Genomic DNA, 22,287 nt, shown 5'->3' with positions numbered 1-22,287 from the left:
GGTGGCTCGTTCGTGCTCGTAGGCTCCGAAGGTGATGCCATGCGTCAGCCGGGACCGGGCGTGGCCGGTGTTGCCGGTGTTGCCGGCGCGGACGACTCGAACCGGTGTTCCGGTTGCGGTCGGGAGCGCGGCGCCGTGATGTCCGCCGATCTGGTGCCGCCCCTGGTCACCGCGGGGGCGGCCCTGCTGCTGGCCGGATACGGCCGGATGCGCCGGGTCCGGCGGGCCCGGACCCGTACGACACCGGCCCGCCCCGGAAGGTGACGCCGGGGCGCCCGTCAGAACAGGCTGAGCAGGGCCTCCGCGGGGTCCGTCAGCTGGGTGTCGGCGCCCGGCAGGGGCAGTTCGAACCAGACCGTCTTGCCGCGCGGCGTACGGCGCGAGCCCCAGGCGGCGCTGAGCAGGCCCACCAGTTGCAGGCCGCGGCCGCCCTCGTCGGTGTCGCGGGCGCGGCGCCGGCGGGGCTGGACCAGACCGGAGTCCCAGACCTCGCAGACCAGGGTGCGGTCGAGCAGGAGGCGGAGTCTGATCTCGCCCTCGCCGTACCTCAGGGCGTTGGTGACCAGTTCGCTGACGAGGAGTTCCGTCGTGTCGACCAGCGGTTCCAGGTCCCAGTCGAGCAGCCGGGCGCGGGCCAGCTCGCGGGCCCGGCCGACGCTGCGCGGCTCGCGCGGCAGGGTCCAGTCGCCGACGGACTCGCTGGGCAGGCCCTGGACGCGGGCCATCAGCAGGGCGATGTCGTCCTCGGCGTGGTGGCTGTCGAGGGTGCTGAGGACCTGGTCGCAGACGTCCTCCAGGTCCCGGTCGGTGCCGGCGCGCGGCGCGGTCGTCGCGGAGGGGCGGCCGGGCGACGGGGCGGGCGGGTCGGTGAGCGCCCCCACGAAGGCGTGGAGGCCCTCGTCGAGGGGGTGGTCGCGGCTTTCGACCAGGCCGTCCGTGTAGAGGGCGAGCAGGGAGCCTTCGGGCAGCTCGACCTCCACCTCCTCGAAGGGCTCCCCGCCGACGCCGAGCGGCAGGCCCGGCGGCACGTCCAGCATCAGCGCGGGCTCGCCGGGCTCGACCAGTACGGGGGGCAGGTGGCCCGCGTTGGCGAAGGTGCAGCGCCTGGTCACCGCGTCGTAGACGGCGTAGACGCAGGTCGCCAGGTAGACCTCGGAGAGGTCCGCCTCGCGGGGGCGGCGGGCGGCCCGGGTCGCCTGCTGGACGCCTCCGGGGGCGCCGAGGCCGCGGGCGATCTCGTCCAGCTGGGAGAGCACCTCGGCCGGTTCGATGTCGAGCCCGGCCAGGGTGCGGACGGCCGTGCGGAGCTCGCCCATCGCGACGGCGGCGCGCAGGCCGCGGCCCATGACGTCGCCGACGACCAACGCGGTGCGGTGTCCGGGCAACTGGATGACGTCGAACCAGTCGCCGCCGACCTCGCTGGGCCGGCCGGTGGCCGCGTTGCCGGGCAGGTAGCGGCAGGCGATGTCGAGGCCGGATGCCTCGGGGTCGCCGGGCGGGAGCAGGGAGCGCTGCAGTATCAGCGCGCGCTCGTGCTCGCGCCGGTAGAGGCGGGCGTTGTCGATGCAGACGGCGGCCCGCGCGGCCAGTTCCACGGCGAGGTCGCGGTCGCGGTCCCCGAACGGTTCGCTGCCCTTGGTCCGGGCGAACTGCGCGAGTCCGACGACCGTGTCGTGGGCGACCATCGGCACGGCGAGCGTGGACTGCACGAGGCCGCCGTCCTCGGCGGGGACGGTGCGTGGGCGGGCGGTGCGCAGGGCGTCGGCGCAGGGCGAGTTGAACGGGTAGTGGTGGACGGCGCCGAGCTTGACCCGCTCGCCGGTGCCGTGGAACGGCACGTCGGAGACGGCGCTGGAGAAGGCGACGCGGCGCAGCTCCGCGCTGCCGTCGGCGAGGCCCGGCGGGGTCTCGTCGCCCACCAGCAGGCCCTGGTAGAGGTCGACGGTGGCCAGGTCGCAGAAGCCGGGGACGACGACGTCGAGGAGTTCGCGGGCGGTGGTCTCCAGGTCGAGGGAGTTGCCGATGCGGGCGCCCGCCTCGTTGAGGAGGGCGAGGTTGCGCCGGGCGGCGGCGGCCTCGCGGGCGGCCTCGCGGCGGGCGGTGATGTCGGTGCCGAGCCAGGCGACGCCGATGGGGCGGCCGGAACCGCTGTGCACGCGGTAGAGGTTGACGGACCAGTGGCGGCGTTCCTCGGTGCCCGGTGCGAAGCCGGTGACGTGCATGTCGGTGATGGATTCGCCGGTCTCCAGCACCCGGCGCAGGGTCGCGGAGACCCGGTCGCCCTCGGCGCGCGGCAGGTAGTCGTGGACGCCCTTGCCGCGGTGGTCGTCGGGCGTGCCGCCGAAGACGGAGGCGAACCGCTGGTTGGCGCGGCGCACCCGCAGCTCGGGGTCGATGAGCAGGAAACCGAACGGAGACTGGCCGAATATGGCCTGCGAGGCGGCGAGGTCGGTCTCGATGCTGCGCAGGACGCGGACGTCGACGACGATGCAGACGGCGGCCTTCTCCCCGTCCTCCGTGCGGGTCGGCATGACGTAGACCTCGGCGAGCCCGCGCTGTCCGCGCCGGTGGTGCCCGCCTTCGGCGCCGTCGTCCGGCACGCGGAAGGGGACCACGCCGGTCCATTCCCGTCCGTCGAGGATCTCGGCCATCTTGCGCTGGCCCCGCTCGCGCAGGTCCGGGTCGACGAAGGCCTCGATGGGGTCGGTGCCCACGGCGTGTTCGGCCCGGATGCCGAGCAGCTGCTCCGCGCGCAGGCTCCACTGGTCGACGAGCCCGTCGGGGCCGATGGAGAAGGACGCGACCTTGATGTAGTCGTAGATGGAGCCGGGCGGGCTGCTCTGCCACACCGCGTCACCGAACGGCGCGCCGTCGGACGCGCCGTCCGACGGGCCCTCGGGCCCCGAGGCCCTCGCTGGTATCTCGCTCACGCGAACCGTCCCCTCCAGCTCACCGCGTCCGGCACCGGTCACCGGGAGCGGCTGCCCGCAGTATCCAGCACTACGGCGCCGCACGACACGGTGTTCACGATCACAGCACGGTCCCGATGGTTTTCGGTCCGGACCGTGACAACACTTCCAGTCTTCTAACCAGCGGACACGGCATCGAATCACGTAGTTCGACAACTGCCACTGGCCTGAACCGGTTGACCGGCGGGACGGGGCCCGATGTCAGGACATTTCAGCACGGCGGGAACGCCGTGTCACCAGCCGCCCGGTCCTTCCGGTACCGCGAGTTCGAACCACACCGTCTTGCCCACCTCTCCGGGCCGGGTCCCCCACCGGCTCGCGGAGGAGGCCACCAGTTGCAGGCCCCGGCCGCCCTCGTCGCCGGGGCGGGCGACGCGCTCGCGCGGCGGGTCCGGGAGCGGATCGGAGACCTCCACCAGCAGGACGCCGTCCGGCCCGGCGGGGCGGCGCACCATGCGGACGCCGATGGGGCCGGTCGCGTGCCGGAGGGCGTTGGTGACCAACTCGCTGACCAGCAGGGCGGCGATGTCGCCGAGGCTGTCGAGGCCCCACCCGCGCAGCGTGCGGCGGACCAGGGAGCGGGCGGTCCGCACGGCGTCCGGCGCCGCGGGGAAGACCCATTCGGCACAGCCGCCTTCGCTGTCGATCACGCCGATCACTTCCCCGGCCGACACTCCCACCCATGTCCGATTTCGTGGGGTTAATGGGCCCATACCCGATATGGGGGGCCGGGTATCGCGAGGGAGGGCTCACTGTGGCACCAACGGCGTACAGGGCGCTCGCGCCGTCCGGCTCACGCGCCGCGCGCGTCCGTCGCCTCCAGTCCCAGGTGGGCGAGCGCCCGCTCGACGGCCGGCACGTCCTGGTCGAGCCAGGGCACGTCCCAGATCTCGTCGGGAGCGAGCCAGCGCAGGGCGTCGTGGTCCTCGAGGGGTTCGGGGGCGGCGGAGCCGGGGAGCAGACGTGCGGTCCACACGTGCAGGACGAACGGGGCCCTCAGCGGCCACTGCCCCGGGACGCGCCCACCGGGTTCGGCCGTCACGCCCAGCTCCTCGCGCAGTTCGCGCACGAGGGCCGCCTCGGGCGTCTCGCCCGCCTCCACCTTGCCGCCGGGCAGCTCCCACCGTCCGGCCAGTTCGGCCGGTGCGCTGCGGCGCGCGGCGAGCAGGCGCCCGCCGTCGACCAGTGCGGCACCCACCACGATCCGTTCCGTCATGCGCCGGAGCCTACGCGGGTGGCGCCGGCCGGCCCCGCCGGTGCGGTCAGTCCGCCGCGCCGGTTCCGTTCGCGCCGAGCTTCTCGATCCAGTAGAGCTGCTTGTGGCCGCGCCCGTCGAGGGTGTCCGCGATCCGCTGGGCCTCGGCCCGGGTCGCGTACCTGCCCACTCGGTAGCGATTGCCGTTGTCGTCCTGCCGGAAGACCAGCCAGGGAAGAGTGACCGTGCCGTCGTTCATCGCGCCCCTCCACTTCCCGTCCACGGCCCGCGCCGTGCCCCGCCCGCCAAGGAAACCCCAGTCCGCATATGCCGGAGCCTACGCCTAACCTTTACGCAGCGAACACGGCTTTGCACAAAGAGGTACGCAACCAGCCAGAACGGCAGGGGCGCACGATGCGGAACGCGCCGCCTCCGCAGGCCGGTGCTTCTGGTCGGAGGCATGCCGGGAGCATGGGGGCGACCTGCGGGAACGACCGGATTCCGATGCCCGCGCGCACGACGGCGCGGGGAGCGGGCACCAGTGCGAGCACGGGAAAGGGGCGCGAGAGGCGCACTGAGGGCGTGCGCCATCTCACACCACCGGGGAGGCATGAACTCCCGTAGCGGCGCCGCTACTTGACGGGCAGGTGGTACGCCGCCCGGTACCGGTCGGCGGGGACGACCACGTCGGCGGTCTCGACCGCCCGCCCCGAGGCGTAGAACGTGCGCTGGATGTCCAGGACCACGTGCCCCGGGACGCCGCCCAGGGCGAGCAGTTCCTCGGCGAGGCCGGGGCGGGCGCCGACCTCCTCGGTGACGTTGTCGACGACGACGTCGATGGCGGCCATCCGCTCCACGACACCCATGCCGCCGAGCGGCCCCTCCTCCGGCAGCATCACCGGTGTGCGGCCGGTGAGGTCCAGCGGCTCCCAGGAGGTGGAGAGCATCATGGCCTCGCCGCCCTCCCGGAAGACGTACCGCGTGCACATCACACGGTCCCCGGGCTTGATCCCGAGCCGCTCGGCGACGGCGCCGCTCGCCTCGGCCTGCTCACTGCGCGACTCCCACGTGCCGCGCACCTCGCCGTCGGCCTGCTCCTGCCGGAAGGGGGTGGCGCCGCCGGCCGGCCGGAAGCCGGAGCGGGCGATGCGCCGGGGCACGGGCCGTTCGCGGACGTACGTCCCGGAGCCGGAGCGGCCCTCGACCAGCCCCTCGGCCATCAGCACCTTGCGCGCCTCCAGGGCGACGGTGTCCGAGACGCCGTACTCCTCGCGGATCCGCGCCTGGGACGGGAGGCGGGTGTGGGGCGGCAGCAGGCCGTCGGTGATCTTCTTGCGGAGATCGCCCGCGACACGCAGATAAGCCGGCTGCTCACCGAAAGTCACTGGCCGCTCCCATCAGGTTGTACAGACAGCGACAGCGTGGCAACCGCAGGTTGTGCCAGGCAAGCAAAGGCCAGAGAATCACTCAATGTGATGACTTATGTGTGGGAAGGCTTTACGCAGGCGTTTTCTCCCCTCCACGGCCGTCGTCACACCTCCCGGCCGGGCGCCTCCCCGGCACCGCCGCCGTCCTCCTCGTACACCGGCGGGGTCGTGTCCAGCCCCAGAGCCTTGCGGGCGGTGACCGTCGACTCGGCCTCGACGAGTCCGAAGCCGTTGTCGAGGTGCTCGTAGTACGTGTCGGCGTCGGCGGCCTCGGCCGCCCGGTCCCATTCCCGCTGTGCCGCCTCCAGATCCGCGACCAGGCCGGCGACCGGCCGCTCGGCGGCGGCGGGCCAGCTGTGCCCGCGCAGCATCCCGGTCTCCCGGTCGAGCGCCGTCGACATCCGCGCCGCCCAGGACCGGTATGCCGCGAGGTCCTCCTCGACGGTCTCCGCCACGGGCATCTCGTCCATGGCGAGGTTGAGCTGGAGCTCCGCCGCCAGGTAGGCGTGCTGGTCCGGGTCGAGCCGCGTGGCGTCGTTGCGCAGCGAACCGGTCAGCGTGCCCCGCTCGTCCGTGTTCCCGAACAGGCAGGTGATCTCCCGGTCGCCCGTGCGCCAGCTCTGCGAGGTCGGTGTCAGGTGGTACACGTCCACGTCGGTCGGCAGGGCCCACCGGTCCATGGCGTAGGTGTCCTGGAGGGCGTAGCACCGCTCGTCGGCGGCGCGGGCGACCTCCCCCTCGCCGGGGAAGGCTCCGCGCGGCAGCTCGAAGGAGGCGAACACCTCGCCGTCGTGCTCCTCCTCGCAGGGCACCTCGTCGATGTCGTACGTCACCCCCTGCAGGGAACCGCTGGGGGTGGTGAAGCACTGGCCCGTCGAGAGCGCGTGCGCCGTGCCCCCGCCCCTCGCGGCGTCCCGCAAGCCGTCCCAGAAGTCGCCGGCGGCGCCCGTGGAGAGGAACATCACCCACAGGGCCAGCCCCACGGAGGACAGCACGGAACCGGCCACGGCGAACCCCTTGCCCCGCTCGCCCCGCTTCCTGATCCGGGCCAGCGCGATCAGCCCCAGCACGAGCCCGACCGCCGGCACCAAGCAGAACACGCCCAGCACGAACGCGGCTATGGCGACACCGTTGACGGGTGGCTGCCGGGGGTGGGTCCCGAAGGGCTGCCCCCAGGCGCCCGGGTAGGGCTGGTGCGGCGGGTACGGCCCCTGGTGCGGGTACGGCCCGTGGTACGGCCCTTGCGGCTGGTACGGCCCTTGCGGCTGGTACGACCCCTGCGGGTGCCGACCCGGCGAGAACTGGCCCTGGGGATGGGGCCCTTGGGAGTCGGGCGGCGGCGGTGTGGACACGTGTACCGTGCTCCTGTTTCGGGCGATGACGCGAACGCGCCGCGGGACTGGGGGTTCGGGGCCGGGCCCGACGGGCGGCCGGCCGGTCACAGAGCGCATGCTAAGCGCGCGTCGGACGGGGGCGGTATGCGGGTGACGGACGCTTTCTCGCCGTGCACCGGCACTCGCGCCTGGTCCTCGCGGCGGGCCGGGTCACCGACCCGGAGCCGTACCGCGAGCCCGGCAGCGGTTGCTGAACGGGACGGGCAACGGGACGGGCAACGGACAGCAGCCCGCCGCCGGGGCCGGTTCTCCAGGGCTTCTCCACCTCAGCGCTATCCGCTGCCGCGACCCTCCTGGGCGGAGCGCTCCGTCATCGGCGCGCTCCGCACCGCGCACTCCGCAGAGAGAAGGGACCTATGGCGATGACAGCCACCGACGCAGCGACCCCGGCGACCGTGGAGACCCGCGGGGGCGAGGTCCGGTGAGCGCCGACACGGAACGGGAGTCCGCCGGCCCCCCGGTGGTCGTGCTGCTGCCGGGCCAGGGCTCGCAGTACCCGGGCATGCTGCGCGGGCTGTATGGAACCGAGCCGGTGTTCACCCGGGTGCTGGACGAGGTCCTCGGGCGGCTCGGCGAGGAGGGTGCCCGGGTCAGGGCGGACTGGCTCGGCGACAATCCGGCCGTCCCGCTGGACGACGTGCGGCGCGCGCAGCCCCTGCTGTTCGGCCTGGACGTGGCACTGGGCACGCTGCTCGCCTCGTGGGGGGTGCGGCCGGCCGCGTACCTGGGGCACAGCGCCGGTGAGTACGCGGCCGCCGTGCTCGCCGGGATCATGAGCCTGGACGACGCCGTGGACGTACTCGCCGCGCGAGTGGAGTCCCTGGCCGGGGCGCCGCCCGGCGGCATGGTCGCGGTGGCGGCGAGCGCTGCCCAGGTCGCCGGGCGGCTCACCCCCCGGGTCGTGGTGGCCGCCGTGAACGCGCCCACCCAGGTCATGCTGGCCGGCCCCGACCCGGACCTGGGCGAGGTCACCGACCGGCTCACCGAGGACGGCACGCCCTGGATGCCGGCCAAGGCCACCACCGGGTTCCACAGCCCCTCGGTGGCGGACGCCTGCGCGGCGACCGTACCCGCCTACCGGCGGATCTCCCTGCGCCTGCCGCACACCCCGGTGGTGTCCGGGTACACCGGGCGGGAGCTGGGCGAACCCCTCGTGCGCGACCCGCGGTTCTGGGCCATGCAGCCCTCCCGGCCGGTGCACTTCGGCGCGGCGCTCGGTCATCTCCTCGGTACGGGCGGCCCGCTGGGACCCGGACCGTTCCTGCTGGTGGAGGCCGGACCCGGCCAGGGGCTGTCGGCGATCGCCCGCCGCCACCCCGCCGTCACCCGGGGCGGTGCCGCGGTCGTGCCGCTCTCCGCGGCGCGGGCGGGTGCGGAACACGACCGCGCCCAGCTGGCCGAGGCCGCCCGCCGGCTCCTGCCGGCCGCCGACCCCGCCCGGGTCCCCGCCGCCGCCCGTGCCGGGGCCGGCCACGCCGCGCGCTGACCCGGGGCCGCCCGGGTGCCGCCGTGAGCGCGGTCCGCCCGGCACAGGTGCGACGCGTCCGGGCGAGGCCGCCGGGCCGGCCGCCTCGCCCGGACGCGCGGGCACCGGCACGGCGGGCTCGCGCGGGGGGCGTGATCGTGCCCCGGTCGCGGGGGATGTCGACCGGGGCACGGGTTCTGGGGGCCTTACGGCCCGGGGAACGGGTTCTGAGGGGGCCGTACGGCCCGGGGAACGGGTACTGAGGTGGCCGTACGGCCCGGAGCACGGTTACCGAGGTGGCCGTACGGCCCGGAGCACGGTTACCGAGGTGGCCGTACGGCCCGGAGCACGGTTACCGAGGTGGCCGTACGGGCCGGGGCCGGCTTCTAGCCCGCCCGTTGCCAGGACGCCGTCGGTGCCTCGGACGGGGTCCAGCGGGCCCGGCGGGGGCGGGGGGCCGCACCCGTGGGCGTGGGGGCGCGGCGGGGCAGGACCGCCAGGATGGCGGTGGTGACCGCGGCGATCTCGTCCGGGGTCGGATCCCCCCGGAAGACCAGCAGCGGCGTCGGGAGCTGCGCGGCGGCCGAGGCGTCGGCGGCCTCGACGGCCGGGGGGAGCGGGAAGGGCATCAGGGCGGCCCGTGGGGCCGTCGGCGCGGGCGTGGAAGTGGTCGTCCGTGAGGTCATTGTGGCTGGTTCCCATGCTTGCGGGCCGGGCCCGCACGGTGCTTCGCGCGCAGCATGACGAGCGCGTCGATGAGCACCCTGCGGGTGTCGGCGGGGTCGATGACGTCGTCCACGAGGCCGCGTTCGGCGGCGTAGTAGGGGTGCATGAGTTCGGCGCGGTACTCCTCGATGAGGCGCGCCCGGGTCGCCTCCGGATCGTCGGCGGCGGCTATCCGCTTGCGGAAGACCACGCCCGCGGCGCCTTCGGCGCCCATGACGGCGATCTCGTTGCCGGGCCAGGCGAAGGACAGGTCGCAGCCGATGGAGCGGGAGTCGAGCACGATGTACGCGCCGCCGTACGCCTTGCGCAGGATCACCTGGAGGCGGGGCACGGTGGCGTTGCAGTAGGCGTACAGCAGCTTCGCGCCGTGCCGGATGATGCCGTCGTGCTCCTGGCCCACGCCCGGCAGGAACCCGGGGACGTCGACGAGGGTGACCAGCGGGATGCTGAACGCGTCGCAGAACTGCACGAACCGGGCGGCCTTCTGGGAGGCGTCGATGTCGAGCACGCCGGCGGACACCGACGGCTGGTTCGCCACGACGCCCACGGTCTGGCCGCCGAGGCGGGCCAGTGCGCAGACCACGTTGGGCGCCCACAGCTCGTGCACCTCGGTGAAGTCGCCGTCGTCGACGATCTCCGCGACGACCGGACGGATGTCGTAGCTGCGGCGGGGCTCCGCGGGCACCAGGTCGAGCAGTGCCTCGCAGCGCCGGTCCACGGGGTCGCCGGGCTCCGTCTCCGGGGGGAGTTCGCGGTTGTTGGACGGCAGCAGCGACAGCAGGTGGCGTACCTCGGCGAGGCAGCTCTCCTCGTCGTCGTGGACGAACGCGGCGACGCCGGAGCGGGCCGCGTGCACCTCGGCGCCGCCCAGTTCCTCGTGGGTCACCTCCTCCCCGGTCACGGCCCGCACCACGTCCGGGCCGGTCACGAACATCTGCGAGGTGGCACGCACCATGAACACGAAGTCGGTGAGCGAGGGCGAGTACGCGGCTCCGCCGGCGCACGGGCCGAGCATGACGCTGATCTGCGGGACGACGCCGGAGGAGCGGACGTTGCGCTGGAAGATCCCGCCGTACCCGGCGAGGGCGGAGATGCCCTCCTGGATGCGGGCGCCGGCACCGTCGTTGAGGCTCACCAGGGGTGCGCCCGCCGTCTCGGCCAGGTCCATCACCTTGTGGATCTTCTGCGCGTGGGCCTCGCCGAGGGCGCCGCCGAAGATCCGGAAGTCATGGGCGTACGCGAAGACCCGCCGTCCCTCCACCAGGCCCCAGCCGGTCACCACGCCGTCGGTGTGGGGCCTGCGGTCCTCCAGTCCGAACCCCGTGGCCCGGTGCCGGCGCAGGGCCTCGATCTCGCGGAACGTTCCCTCGTCGAAGAGCAGTTCCAGTCGCTCCCTGACGGTCAGTCTGCCGCGCCGGTGCTGGGCCTGCGTGGCCGCCTCCCCCGGCCCGGCGGCGGCGAGTGCCTTCAACGCGGCCAGCCTGTCGGTCAGTTCACGCAGGCCGGGCGGTCCCTGCCCGACGCCGGCGCCGGCGCCGGCGGCTGCCGCTGGGGCCGGACCGGGCGCGGACACCGGCACCGGGGCCGGAACGGTCGTGGGCCGGTCCACCTCGTAGACGCTCATGTCCCCGCTCACCTTCCTGTCGGCGGTTCTCCGCGGGTCGTCCGCGGTCCTGCACCGGCCGGTCTCCCGGTGGGTGTGTCGCGTGCACGGGGCCGAGCGCTCCCACCGCGCGGGACCGGCAGCACTCAGCACACAGGGGGCCGCTGGAGGGACGTTAGGGGCGGGCTGGAGACACGCCCCGGGGCGCCCGGGGGACCCGGGGGACCCGGGGGACCCGGGGGACCCGGGGGACCCGGGGGACCCGGGGGACCCGGGGGACCCGGGGGACCCGGGGGGACCCAGGGGGACCCGGGGGGACCCGGGGGGACCCAGGGGGCGCCCTATACGCGGGCGGCCGTCGCGGACGCCGTCGCCCGGGCGCGTACGTCGTCCGCCAGGCGGCGCAGTTCCAGCGAGGGCAGCAGGCCGAACCGTTCGTCGAGGCGGTGGCACAGGACGTCGTAGACGGCGAGGGCGCCCCCCGGGCGGCCGGAGCGGTCCAGCGCCGTCATGTACAGCGCCTGCAGGGCCTCGTGGTGCGGGTGGCCGGTGGTGAGGGAGGCCAGTTCGGGCAGCAGCCGCTCGTGGGCGCCGAGCCGCAGCTCCGCGGCGATGCGGCGTTCCAGTACGCCGGTCCGGCTCTGTTCCAGCCGCATGGCCTCCAGGCCCAGCACGGCGCCCGTGCGGACGCCGGCGAAGGCCTCGCCGTGCCACAGCTCCAGAGCCGTCCGGAACAGCCGGGCCCCGCGGGCGTCGTCGCCCCGCTCCACCGCGGTCTGCGCCTCGGCGCACAGCCGGTCGTACACGTGCGCGTCCACGGTGTCGGGCCCGGTCAGCAGCGCGTAACCGCCCGGCCGGGTCACCAGCACCTCCCGGGCCGCGGCCGGGTCGCCCAGGGCGCGGCCGATGAACGTACGCAGCCGCAGGACGTACGTCTGCACGCTGACGTGGGCCTTCGGGGAGGCGGCGGCGCCCCAGACCTCCTCGATGACGGAGGGGACGGTGACGACCTGACCGGCCTGCACCGCCAGCAGGGCGAGTATCTGGCGCGGCTTGGCCGCCGTGGGGACGATCGGAACACCGTCGATGGCGGCGGAGAACGGGCCCAGCACGGTGAGCTTCAAGGGTGTCCCTCCCTGGACGGTCGCCCCGTGGACCGGTGGTCCCCTGGCGTACCGACCGTCGCACGCGGCGCGCGCGGCGGACCAGTGAGCGGAACCCGGATCACGGGTGAATCCGTCACGGCCGCACCGTGAGGGATTCACCCGGCGGTGCTCACAGCCAGCCCGACGAGCGGGCGATGCGGATCGCGTCGACGCGGTTGCGGGCGCCGAGCTTGTAGACGACCGTCGTCAGGTAGTTGCGCACCGTGCCCACGGACAGGTGCAGGTTCTTGGCGATGTCGCCGACGTCGTCACCGGACGCGGCGAGCCGCAGCACGTCCGACTCGCGCGGTGTGAGCGGGCACTCCACGTGGTCGAGGGCGGCGAGCGTCAGCTGCGGGTCGAAGACCCGGTCCCCTCTGGCGACGGCACGGATGGCGTCGGCCAGCCGGTCCGGTCCGGCGTCCTTGAGCATGAACCCCCGGACGTTCGCGTCCAGGGCCCGGCGCAGGTGGTTGGGCCGGCCGAGACTGGTGAGGATCAGCACCTGGGTACCCAGGCCGCGTTCGTGCATCTCCTGGGCCGCGGACAGGCCGTCCAGGACCGGGAGTTCGATGTCCAGGACGGCCACGTCCGGCTTGCGGGCCTCCGCCTCGCGGACGATGTCCGCGCCCGACTCCAGTTCGGCGACGACCTCGATGTCGGGCTGCATGGAGATGAGTTCCACCAGTGCCCGCCGCAGCATGCGCATGTCTTCCGCAATCAGGATCCTGATCACGAGCTCGCGTCCCCCTCCCGACCGCCCGCACCCCCGCACGAGTTGGCCGGAAGACACAGTACGTGCCGGAGCCGACGACGAGAGGGGCTCGTGGACAGTCGGGTTCCCGGTATTGCCGCGATTTTGAACAAGTGGCGGGACATACCGGGCGGCATGGGTCATTTGCCCGGCGCGTCTACAAGAACATGGGCACCGGATTGAGCCGCTCGTACGGTGTCGGCTCGGCGAGCCGGCCGAGCGCGACGGGGACGTCGTACAGCCGGCCGGGCGCGAACCTGGCCCAGAAGTGCCGCATGCCGGGCACGATCGTCTTGACCACCGGGAGGCCGATGTCCGGCCGGGTCTGGTCGAGTACGAGCAGTTCCATGCCCCGCTCGGCGACGGCCGCGCGGATGGCCGTGACGTCGTCCAGCAGATCGGCGCGGGGCGTGTAGCGGTAGCCGGCCCGGGTGCGGGGCGGGGTGGCGGGGTCCGGCAGCAGATAGGGGTGCCCTGCCACGGTCGCGGTGCGCCACCATGCGGTCAGCCGCTCGTCCGGGCACCCGTAGCCGGTTCCCCCGGGCCCGGCGCCGACGACGGCCGGCATCATCTGGTTCATCTCCGCCAGCGCGCGGCACAGCGCCACGGACGGGTCGAAGTGGGCGCCGAAGCCGAACAGGACGTCCTCGGTGGCACCGCCGACGCGCCGGGTGACCGCCGCGAAGGCGGGGATCCCGAAGTCGGAGGTGACGTCGAGCGCCCACACCTCACGCCCCAGCGCGGCGTGCACGGTACGGATCCGGTCGATCCAGGGCTCCTCGAAGGAGTCGAGGTCGACGCCTGGCTGCCGGGTGCGGTTGTACCACCACAGGGCGACCGCGTCGCGCTCCACGAGTTCCAGGAAGCCCTGGACGACGGCGTCCTCCAGGCTGGCGCCTGCCGCGTTGCCGTTGGAGTCCGCCCGCACACAGCCGAGCCCGGGGGTGCGCGGCGCGTCGTAGTACAGCAGGGCCGTGGGCAGCAGGCGCTGCTCGCCGCGGGTCAGGGACCACACGGGCGTCCAGTCCGCGGGGGCGTCCTCGTCGAAGGGGGCGACCCCCTGGCGCGGGTGGTGGAGCAGGCAGTCGGAGGGGTGCACGGCGCGGTCCGCCACCTGGTGCCAGCTCGCCCGTACGACGGGTTCCCCGCCCTGGAAGGTGCCCGAGTGCCGCTCCAGGGACTCGCACAGCGCGCTGACCCGGGCGTCGAGTTCGGTCATCCCCTTGCCGCCGCTCTCGCCGCGCAGCCGGGAGGCGGCGCCGGTCAGCCCGTGGGCGCCGCGTGCGTGGTTGTGTCCGGCGCGGAAGGAGTTGAACTCGGCGGGACCGCGCGGATCGCGTTCGACCGCCTTGACCACTCCGGTGATCGGGCTGATCAGGTGCTCGTAGGTGCGCAGGGTCTGTTCCGCGGTGACGGCCCGGTGCCCGTTGCCGGTGCGCTCGGCCTTCGGCCGGGGGACCGGCGTCACCGGGCGGAGTACCCGGCGGGCCACCAGCGTGGGGTCGCCGCAGCCCGGGCACTGCGGTCGTGCGCGCAGCGGGTGCAGCCGGCTGGTGAAGTCGATGGTGTCGAAGGTCAGCACGCCGTCCTGGCCCGGGTAGCGGTGGCCGGCCAGCCACTTCAGGCCCTCGGCGACGGCCAGCTGGTGGCCGATCATGAGGCTCGCGGAGGTCTCGGCCGGCGGGTGCGGCACGGAGCGGCCGAGGCGGGCCCGCAGATGGGCCTCGGTGGCGCGGTGTCCGGCCATCCGGTGGGCCAGGCACTGCCAGCAGGCCGACGTGCCGGGCCGGAAGACGGGGCCGACCCAGGGGGTGGTCCCGTGCGGCTTGGCCAGCAGCCAGGGGCGGCCTGCCGCACGCTGCCGCTCGTCCAGCGCACGCAGCGCCGGATCGAGGTAGTCGTCGCAGACGACCAGGGTCAGAGCGGCGTCCGCGACGTCGTCGGTCACGGTCAGGCCGGAGGCGGCGCACGCCCGGGCGACGGCCCGCGCGTCGGCGTCGCCCAGCACCTCGACCCGTACCGCGAGAGAGCTCGACGGTCCGGGCGCTCCCGCCAGTTCCCAGTAGGCCTCGGCGGCACCCTCGGCCGGGGCCGGCTCGGCGGGATACGGCAGGCGGGGCGCGGCGGGGGGTGGGGACGGGTTCGGGATCGGGCTTGGACTCGGGGCCGTGCCGGGTCTCAGGCCCGTGCTCGTGCTCGTACTGGGTTTCACGCTCGGACTCGAACTCGGGCCGGTGTCCGCCGCGGCCGGTTCCCCGCCGGACCCGCCGGCCGGTCCGGAGGCCGGTCCGGAGGCCGGTCCGCCCCTCGGTGGCCCGGGGACGCCGCTGATCAGTTCTGCCTCGCTCAGCCTGCCGATGGCCATCGCCACGTCCAGCGCGGAACACCGGGGTGCCGCGTCGGCGACCAGCGTGCGGAAGTCCCTCGTGCCGTCCAGCAGCGGAGCGATCACCTCCACCCGATCGTCCTCGAAGGCGACGATGCCCCGTTCGGACACGACGTACGTCCCCTCGCCCGGGACGACCTCGGCGCGTACGTGTCTTCTGAACCCCACTCGCAATGCTCTCTCCCCCTGTCGTCGTGTGGTTCAGCGGGTTCAGCGGGTCGCGGCGGCCGTTCCGGCGACCGTGCCGTACTCCGTGTCGGCGATGCACAGCGTCAGCAGGCACACGCCCGCGTCCCCCAGTCCGGAGTAGTCCTCGCGCACGACGCCCTCCCCGGCGGGCCGCGGCAGGGCCGGCGTCCGGGTGTCGGCACCGACCGCGAGTCCGAACTCGGCCAGGACCGCGGACGGGGCGTCGGCGTAGCGGCCGGCGGTCTCCGGGTCGAGGAACGCGTGGGTCATCAGCTCGGCGAACCGGAGCTCGTCGTCAGGGGTGCCGAGGAACGAGTCGAACTGCCGGTCGGCGAAAACGGACTGGTTCATGGTGACTCCCTTGGGTTCGCACGGCGCGCACGGGCGCCGGATGTCGTCAGTACTGCAGAGGACGTGCTGTGCGCTGCGTCCCGGCTGTTGCGCGCCGGCGCGGTCGTACCGCGGGCCGGTGAGCCAGGCGTCGTACGGAGTGCCGACGACCGCATGGGCGGCGCCGCGGAGCGGGGGCCCTGGACGCGGTGGCCGGAACTGCTGCCTCCGCGCCGGGCCGTGCGGGGCGCCGGACTGTCCTTGCGATCGGTGCTGCGATCAGTGCTGCGCGATCGGTGCTGTACGACCGGTCTGGTGCGACCGGTGCTGTGCGACCGGTCTGTGCGACCGGTCTGTGCGATCGGTGCTGTGAAGGTGCTGCGCCTCTGTGCTGGGCATGAGTTAACGCAATCCCGCTGGCCCCGAGCCAGTTAGCGGCTCATGTGTGGGGATGTGAATTCCTCACTGGTCGCCATATTCCCGCGTCAACCGGACCGGCGAGCGGGACCTTTTGCCGGAAAGCAGGCATCTTCCCGGAAGCCCTGTGTGAATCCTCCACAGGATGCACACCTCCGTTATGATTCGGACGCCGGTTCGGGGATCCAGGACGACTGGAGGTCTGGTGTCGCAGATGGCCGAACGCAGACGCAGAGTTCCGCCGAAGCGAACCAGTCCCGCCGCGCCGGACCTGTCCACGGTCAGTTCCGCGGCCCCGAGTCCGGCCATCGCCTCGGTCCTGGTCGTCGTGGTCTTCGCGGGTTACCTGCTCATGCAGTTGGTGAACGTGCTGGACTCCGCTCCCGGAGGCGCGGAACTCATGACGTGCGTGGGAGTACCTCCGGTACTCGCCGCCCTGCAGTACCTCCACTCCGCCCCGCACATGGCGGCCCTGCGCACCCGCGTGCTGCCGTGGAGCCTCGTGCTGCAGGCGGTGCTGACCTTCACCCCGCTCGTCGCCTTCGGCTGGCAGTGGGGCGGCATGGCCGGCTTCCTCGCCGGATCGTTGCTGCTCCTGCTGCCGCGGGGCACCGGCTGGGCCCTGTTCGGCCTGACCACGGCCGCCGTCGTGGTGATCTCGGCACTCCAGTCGCTCGGCGCCGTGAACGTCGCGTACATGGGTGTGTCGACGGCGCTCACCGGGCTGGTCCTGTTCGCGGTGGCCCGGCTCGCCTCACTGGCGGCCGCCATCCACGCGTCCCGTGACGAGCTGGCCCGCATGGCGGTCGCCCGGGAACGGCTGAGGTTCGCCCGCGACCTGCACGACCTGCTCGGCTACAGCCTCTCCTCCATCACGCTGAAGAACGAGCTGATCGCCCGGCTGATCGACACCAACCCGCAGCGGGCCCGGGACGAGGTCGCCGAGGTGCTCACCATCGCCCGGCAGGCGCTGGCCGACGTGCGCGAAGTGGCGCGCGGCTACCGGGACATGTCGCTGCTGGTGGAGGCGGAGTCGGCCCGCTCGGTCCTGAAGGCGGCCGGCATAGACGCCCGTATCGACGTGTCCGTCACCGGCCTGTCGTCCACCGCCAACACCATCCTGGCCACGGTGCTGCGCGAGGGCGTGACCAACATGCTGCGGCACAGCCAGTCCAGCACCTGCTCGATCACCACGTCGATGGACGAGAAGGACACGCTCGTCGAGCTGGAGATGGTCAACGACGGTGTCGGCGCGGGCAGTTCGATGCCGGCGAGCACCGCGTCCAGCGGCACGGGGCTCGGCAACCTGGCCGCCCGGGTCGCCTCCGTCGGGGGCGGACTGCGAGTGGGGCCCGGCCGGGACGACGAGGCGGGGGTCTTCCGGCTGGTCGTCCAGGTGCCGGCGGACGCGGTGCCGGTCGCGGACGCGGCGGACCCCCGGGAGGCCTACCCCCGGCTGACCGTCTGACCGGTCCCCGCTCAACGCGCGTCCAGCTCCCGCCGCAGCCGCCGCTCCAGGGCGGTGAGCGGGATGTCCCGCCGCAACCGTTCCGGATGCCCGGGTCCGGGTCCCGTCAACCGCACGCCGCGCGCGGACCGCCCGGCCCGGTGCGGGTTCGGCTGCGAGGGCGGGTACGAGTTCGGGTCCGGGTGCGAGTCCGGGTCCGGGTGCGGGTGCCCGTCGGACGGTACGCCGTCGTCGCCGGCCTGTCCGGCATCCGCGTACCGGCCGCGGTGTCCGGCACCCGCGTCCTGGCCGTCCATCCCGGCACCCGCGTACCCGCCGTCCAGGAACCGCCGCAACTCCTCCGCCGGGAGCGGCACCCAGCACGCTCCGTGGACGACCAGCGCCCGGTAGACCGCCGTCACGGCGCTCACCGCCCGGCGCACCACCACACCGCCTCGTCTGCGTCCCACACCCGTCTCCTTCTGCCGGCCGCCCCCTCCCGTGAGCGTTCCCCGGTGCGCTCACGTCCGGCTCGAACCGGGCTCGACGCGGAGGCCGCCCTCCCCCCGCCTCCGGCTTCAGCGGCCCTCGAGCCGCCGCGGGGACACTCGTGCCGTTTTTCCGGGATCCGCGGGCCGTCGTGCCGCCGTGGGAGGAGTAAGTGATGACCAGCCCTGTTACCGGTCACGTGGCCGGGGTCTGATGGCAGGCGAGAGGCCGGTGTGGTGGAGCGGGGGGCTGGACCGCCGGCGACCGAGGCCCTTGGCCGTCGTGATCACGGGAAGCCTCGGCGGACCGCACCGGTACGTACCGTTGCTGACCCGGCTGGTGCGCCGCGGACACGCCGTGGTCGCCACCGTGCCGGCCCCGGCGCCGTTGCGCCCGGGCCACTTCGAGGCGTCGCTCTCCCGGCTCATCGACGACCGCGCCCGGGACGCGGTGACCGAGCACGTCCATGTGATCGGCTTCGGCCTCGGCGGGCGGCTCGCGCTGGACAGCGCCGCCCGGGACGACCGGATCCGGGTCGTCCAGCTCGTCGGCGCGCCGGTGGCCCGGCTGTTCGACGAACCGGAGCTGCTGCTGTCCCTTCCGAAGGACGATCTGGACTCCCTCGTACGGATGACCGGGGCCGGTCGCCGCGACCTGCTGCCCGAGGCGCTCGGCGCTCTGGCGCTGCGCCCGGAGACGCTCTACGCGCTGAACGGGCTGGTGCGCGTCGCCTACGCGGCCGATGACCCGCTCACCCCGCCGCAGGACCTGGCCCTGCTGAGACTCGCCCTGGCGCACAGCGAGTTCCGCGCCTTCCCGGCCGGGGGCGGCACCGCGCCGTCGGGCCGCGCGGTACGGCGCTGGCTGGTGGACGGGGTGACGCCGCCACGGCGGCGGCCCTGGCACCGCTGACCGCCCCGGTCGAACCCGCCTCCGGCAGCGGACAGCGCGTCCGTCACCTGCGATTCCGTCACCTGCCCGCCCGGCTCCCCCAGCCCCTCCTGCCCACCGAGGTCCCTCCGGCTCCGCCCCTGCCCTGCCCTCCCCGCGGGCCCGTCCGCCACCGTCGCCGTCCCCGGCCCCACCGATGCCTCCGATGCCCGTCGGCAACCGGCCCGGAACGCCGCCTCGACTCCCGGTCGAGGGCGTCTCCAGCCCATGGGGTCACCGTGCGAAGGACTGTCCTACGCGACCGCCCTGGGGTGACCATGCAGGAACACGACGACATCATCGCCGCCGTCACCGGCGGCGACTCACAATGGCGGCCCGACCGGCTGACCCGGCTCCGTGCGCGCCTCGACGAGATCGAGGACGGCCTGGGCGATCCGTGGCACCCCGACAACCCGATGGGGTTCGACGCGGTCCTGGAGGCGGACCGGTCGGGACAGACCTCGGCGGTCGGCGTCCGGCGGTTCCAGAGCCTCGGTCTGCCCGCCGAACTGGTACCCGAGTCGCTCGGCGGGCGGATGGCCGGCGCCGACCTGCTCGGCCTGGTGATGCGGCCGGTCTTCCGCCGCGACCCGGCCCTGGCCTTCAGCCACGGCTTCACCCCGTTCCTGGGCGCCCAGATGGTCTGGCTGAACGGCGACGCGCGCCAGTGCGGCCGGATGGCCTCGGTGATCCTGCGGGGCGGCACGGTGGGAGTGGCCTGCCAGCGCTTCGAGCACGAGAGCGCGTTCCACTCCCAGGAGTACACCGCCGCCTGGAGCGACGACGGCATGCTGCGGCTCAACGGCCGCAAGAACGCCATCAACAACGCGCACACGGCGGAGCTCGTCATCGGCTTCGTGCGCACCGGCGACGGGGACACCGACTACTCGATCCTGATGTTCGACCCGGCCATGGTGCCGCCCTCGCGCGTGCGCGCCCTCGGCCGGCACCGGACGACCGGGGTACGGGGCGTGCAGGCGGCCGGCCTGGAGTTCGTCGACTGCCCGTTGCCGGGCGAGTCGCTGGTCGGCACCTGGGGCGACGGTGTCGCGCTGAGCCTGCGCGCCTACCCCGCCGTGCACGCCGTCTTCCCGTCCATGACCGTCGGGCTCGCCGACACCGCGCTGCGGGCCGCCGTACGCGCCGCGCAGGAGCGGGAGTTCGGCGGGCCGGCCGGGGACGCGTCGACCCGTTCGGCGATCGCCGGGACCTTCGTCGACCTGCTGGTCGCCGACTGCCTCTCGCTGACGGCGAGCCGTTCGGTGCATCTGCTGCCCGACCAGTGCGACGTGCTCACGGCGGTCACCAAGTACATCGTGCCCAAGATCGTCAGCGAGGCCCTGTACGACCTGTCGGCCGTGATGGGCGACGCGTTCCACGCCGACCAGGGCCACAACGCCGTCTTCCGCAAGCACCTGCGGGACCTGTCCACGATCACGTTCGGGCACGTCAGCAGCGCCATCTGCCAGTCGGTGATCGCGCCCTACCTGCCGGCGCTGGCGCCCGGCGCGCCCGCCGCGGCCCCGACCCCCGCCGATCTGTTCCGGCTCGAGGTGCCGCTGCCGCCCATGGACGGCGAGCGGCTCGCCGTGTTCGGCGGCGGCGACGGACTGATCGACTACCTCGCCCACGCCGCGCTCCGGCTGCCCGACGCGCTCACCGGGCAGGACCACGCGGACCTGATGCGGGAGCTGGTCGCCGGGCTGTGCGCCGAGGCGGCCGAGATCCGGGAGGAGGCGGGCAGGCTCACCGGCTCCGCGGGCGGTTTACTGCTGGACACGCACAGCTTCCCGCTCAGCGAGCGGTACGCGCTGGTGCTGGCCGCGGCGGCCTGCGTCGGCGTGTGGCTGAACGCGGGCGCGGGCGGCTCCGCCTTCCTCACCGACCCGGCGTGGGCGGCGCTCGCCCTGCACCGGCTGCTGCGCCGGGTGGGCAGGTCCGTGCCGGCGCTGCCCCGCTCGATCGAGGGCCAGTTGTGCGACGAGGTGCTGGAGCGGGTCCGTGTCCCGCACAGCCTGGACCTGCTGCGCTCCGGGTGCGCGGGATGAGCCCGCTGCGTGGCGGCCGCCGGCCGCCCCTGCCCCCGCCGAGCCGGGTCGACGGGCCCTCCGGGCCCTGGGCCCGGCTCCTGCACGACCTGGACACCTCGGGCGTGGGCCTGGTGTACGCCTCGCTCGCCGACTGGCGCCCACTGCTGCCGCCGGAGGCGGAACGCCGTTTCCTGCTCGGGCGGGACTGGGCGCGCTACAGCAAGCTGAACGGCGAGCAGCTGCGTGACCGGTTCCTGGCCACCCGGCTGCTGATCCGGCACAGCGCGGCGGTGGCGCTGGGCACGGAGGCGAACTCCCTGGAGCTGAGCTACGGGCTCAACGGGCGGGTGCACCTGCGCGGTCACGACCAGATCGACGTGAGCCTGAGCCACACCGGCGACCTGCTGATGTGCGGGATCACCTCGCTGGGGCTGATCGGGATCGACGCCGAGCCGCTCAAGCGGCGGTTGAGCGGACGGGACGTGGAGACCCTGATGTGCACGGCCCCGGAACGGCTGCGGCTGGCCGCGACGGCGGACGAGGAGCGCAACGGGATGCTGCTGTCGTTGTGGACGCTGAAGGAGGCGTACAGCAAGGCCCTGGGGCAGGGACTGAGGTTCCCGTTCACCGAGTTCGGGTTCCGCACGGGCGGGGACGCGGGGGAGGGAACGGGACCGGTGGCGGGATCGGTGGCGGGACCGGCGGGGACCGACGGGACCACGGCCGCCGAAACGATCCTGCTCGAACGGTCCGACGGTACGCCCGTCACCGACGACACCTGGCGGTTCGCCACGTTCGACCTGCCCACGGGCCATCTCGCGGCCCTCGCCCTGCAGGACACCCGGCGCTCGGACCAGCCGGACACCCGCGCCGGCACTGCCCTGAACCGTCAGATCCTGGCGGCCATCGGCTCCCTGGACCGCTGAGCCGCACCACGCGCCCGGACGGCCCCGTGACGCCCGCCAGGGCAGCACGGGGCCGGTTCCGTGCACGGTGGCCCCGCCGAGGCCCGAGCCGTACGGCGTCGGCCCCGGCGCGGAACCGGGCGAAGCCGGCAGCGGTGCCGGCGAGGGTGCCGGCGAGGGTGCCGGCGAGGGTGCCGGCGAGGGTGCCGGCGAGGGCAGCCTCCCGTACGGCAACGGCTGCCCGGGACACCGTCGGCGTGCCCCTTCCCCCCGCCCCGGCGGCTCCCGCGCGCGCCGTCCGCGGCAGGGAAGCCGCTCCGTCGGGCCGGACCGCCCGACGGCCCCGCCCCTTCCACCCCGGCTCGAGGTCGTGTCAAGCCCCCACCGCCACTGTGGACTCGCCGATGAGACCGCTTCGGGACCTGGGGCGGCGTCCATCGGAGGCGCCCGGGCCGGGACAGAGGCCACAAGCCCGCTGTCCCGGCC

Annotated in this window: 19 protein-coding genes; 6 read left to right on the top strand and 13 right to left on the bottom strand. The window is 74.1% G+C overall.

Annotated elements, in window-relative coordinates:
* Nucleotides 1–138: 138 nt before the first annotated feature.
* A complete protein-coding gene (locus tag ACZ7G3_RS03135; RefSeq protein WP_470922994.1) occupies nt 139–264 on the top strand; it encodes a hypothetical protein in 126 nt (41 codons plus the stop codon).
* A 14-nt stretch (nt 265–278) separates the two neighbouring features.
* Here ACZ7G3_RS03135 and ACZ7G3_RS03130 read toward each other — a convergent pair whose 3' ends face one another.
* The 6 genes from ACZ7G3_RS03130 to ACZ7G3_RS03105 all read right to left on the bottom strand — a co-directional run bounded on the left by ACZ7G3_RS03130 (nt 279) and on the right by ACZ7G3_RS03105 (nt 6,943).
* On the bottom strand, nt 279–2,930 hold the full coding sequence (locus ACZ7G3_RS03130) for a SpoIIE family protein phosphatase (RefSeq protein ID WP_470922993.1): 2,652 nt from the start codon (nt 2,928–2,930) through the stop codon (nt 279–281).
* A gap of 272 nt (nt 2,931–3,202) precedes the next feature.
* Nucleotides 3,203–3,682 carry an ATP-binding protein gene (locus tag ACZ7G3_RS03125; protein WP_470922992.1) on the bottom strand — a complete coding sequence of 160 codons (480 nt, stop codon included), beginning with the start codon at nt 3,680–3,682 and terminating at the stop codon, nt 3,203–3,205.
* 80 nt (nt 3,683–3,762) lie between these two features.
* Complete coding sequence (locus tag ACZ7G3_RS03120; protein ID WP_470922991.1) at nt 3,763–4,185, bottom strand: (deoxy)nucleoside triphosphate pyrophosphohydrolase; 423 nt, start codon at nt 4,183–4,185, stop codon at nt 3,763–3,765.
* Between the two features lie 46 nt (nt 4,186–4,231).
* Nucleotides 4,232–4,423 (bottom strand): SPOR domain-containing protein, encoded by a 192-nt coding sequence (locus ACZ7G3_RS03115; protein WP_426601397.1) that lies wholly within the window; start codon nt 4,421–4,423, stop codon nt 4,232–4,234.
* A 373-nt stretch (nt 4,424–4,796) separates the two neighbouring features.
* Nucleotides 4,797–5,549: a GntR family transcriptional regulator gene (locus tag ACZ7G3_RS03110; protein ID WP_426601398.1), complete on the bottom strand. Its 753-nt coding sequence runs from the start codon at nt 5,547–5,549 to the stop codon at nt 4,797–4,799.
* A 146-nt stretch (nt 5,550–5,695) separates the two neighbouring features.
* Entirely contained in the window at nt 5,696–6,943 is a 1,248-nt protein-coding gene (locus tag ACZ7G3_RS03105) for a DUF4190 domain-containing protein (RefSeq protein ID WP_470922990.1), read from the bottom strand.
* 463 nt (nt 6,944–7,406) lie between these two features.
* Between ACZ7G3_RS03105 and ACZ7G3_RS03100 the strand changes: the two genes are divergently transcribed.
* Entirely contained in the window at nt 7,407–8,471 is a 1,065-nt protein-coding gene (locus ACZ7G3_RS03100) for an acyltransferase domain-containing protein (RefSeq protein ID WP_470922989.1), read from the top strand.
* Between the two features lie 365 nt (nt 8,472–8,836).
* On the opposite strand, the gene ACZ7G3_RS03095 is transcribed toward ACZ7G3_RS03100, so the two are convergent.
* From ACZ7G3_RS03095 to ACZ7G3_RS03070, 6 genes are all read right to left on the bottom strand, one after another.
* On the bottom strand, nt 8,837–9,136 hold the full coding sequence (locus ACZ7G3_RS03095) for an acyl-CoA carboxylase epsilon subunit (RefSeq protein WP_470922988.1): 300 nt from the start codon (nt 9,134–9,136) through the stop codon (nt 8,837–8,839).
* Nucleotides 9,133–10,800 (bottom strand): acyl-CoA carboxylase subunit beta, encoded by a 1,668-nt coding sequence (locus ACZ7G3_RS03090; RefSeq protein ID WP_470922987.1) that lies wholly within the window; start codon nt 10,798–10,800, stop codon nt 9,133–9,135. The genes ACZ7G3_RS03095 and ACZ7G3_RS03090 overlap by 4 nt, the downstream gene beginning before the upstream one ends.
* Before the next feature lie 320 nt (nt 10,801–11,120).
* A complete protein-coding gene (locus ACZ7G3_RS03085; RefSeq protein ID WP_470922986.1) occupies nt 11,121–11,903 on the bottom strand; it encodes an AfsR/SARP family transcriptional regulator in 783 nt (260 codons plus the stop codon).
* A 151-nt stretch (nt 11,904–12,054) separates the two neighbouring features.
* Nucleotides 12,055–12,660 (bottom strand): response regulator transcription factor, encoded by a 606-nt coding sequence (locus ACZ7G3_RS03080; RefSeq protein ID WP_426603940.1) that lies wholly within the window; start codon nt 12,658–12,660, stop codon nt 12,055–12,057.
* 175 nt (nt 12,661–12,835) lie between these two features.
* Nucleotides 12,836–15,232 carry a TOMM precursor leader peptide-binding protein gene (locus ACZ7G3_RS03075; RefSeq protein ID WP_470922985.1) on the bottom strand — a complete coding sequence of 799 codons (2,397 nt, stop codon included), beginning with the start codon at nt 15,230–15,232 and terminating at the stop codon, nt 12,836–12,838.
* A 42-nt stretch (nt 15,233–15,274) separates the two neighbouring features.
* Entirely contained in the window at nt 15,275–15,604 is a 330-nt protein-coding gene (locus ACZ7G3_RS03070) for a hypothetical protein (protein WP_470922984.1), read from the bottom strand.
* A gap of 610 nt (nt 15,605–16,214) precedes the next feature.
* Between ACZ7G3_RS03070 and ACZ7G3_RS03065 the strand changes: the two genes are divergently transcribed.
* Nucleotides 16,215–17,468, top strand: a complete 1,254-nt coding sequence (locus ACZ7G3_RS03065; protein ID WP_470922983.1) for a sensor histidine kinase — start codon at nt 16,215–16,217, stop codon at nt 17,466–17,468.
* Between the two features lie 11 nt (nt 17,469–17,479).
* On the opposite strand, the gene ACZ7G3_RS03060 is transcribed toward ACZ7G3_RS03065, so the two are convergent.
* Nucleotides 17,480–17,917 carry a DUF6059 family protein gene (locus ACZ7G3_RS03060; RefSeq protein WP_470922982.1) on the bottom strand — a complete coding sequence of 146 codons (438 nt, stop codon included), beginning with the start codon at nt 17,915–17,917 and terminating at the stop codon, nt 17,480–17,482.
* A gap of 301 nt (nt 17,918–18,218) precedes the next feature.
* Here ACZ7G3_RS03060 and ACZ7G3_RS03055 point away from each other — a divergent pair, with 301 nt between their 5' ends.
* The 3 genes from ACZ7G3_RS03055 (at nt 18,219) to ACZ7G3_RS03045 (ending at nt 21,822) form a co-directional block, all read left to right on the top strand.
* Nucleotides 18,219–18,848 carry an alpha/beta fold hydrolase gene (locus ACZ7G3_RS03055; RefSeq protein ID WP_470922981.1) on the top strand — a complete coding sequence of 210 codons (630 nt, stop codon included), beginning with the start codon at nt 18,219–18,221 and terminating at the stop codon, nt 18,846–18,848.
* A gap of 290 nt (nt 18,849–19,138) precedes the next feature.
* On the top strand, nt 19,139–20,914 hold the full coding sequence (locus ACZ7G3_RS03050) for an acyl-CoA dehydrogenase family protein (protein WP_470922980.1): 1,776 nt from the start codon (nt 19,139–19,141) through the stop codon (nt 20,912–20,914).
* Nucleotides 20,911–21,822: a 4'-phosphopantetheinyl transferase family protein gene (locus ACZ7G3_RS03045; RefSeq protein WP_470922979.1), complete on the top strand. Its 912-nt coding sequence runs from the start codon at nt 20,911–20,913 to the stop codon at nt 21,820–21,822. Before ACZ7G3_RS03050 ends, ACZ7G3_RS03045 begins: the two co-directional genes overlap by 4 nt.
* The last annotated feature ends 465 nt before the right edge of the window (nt 21,823–22,287 follow it).

It is taken from the genome of Streptomyces sp. NPDC037271 (assembly GCF_055603605.1).
Note: the sequence above shows the minus strand (reverse complement) of the source record. Positions and strands in the feature narration are given on the sequence as shown.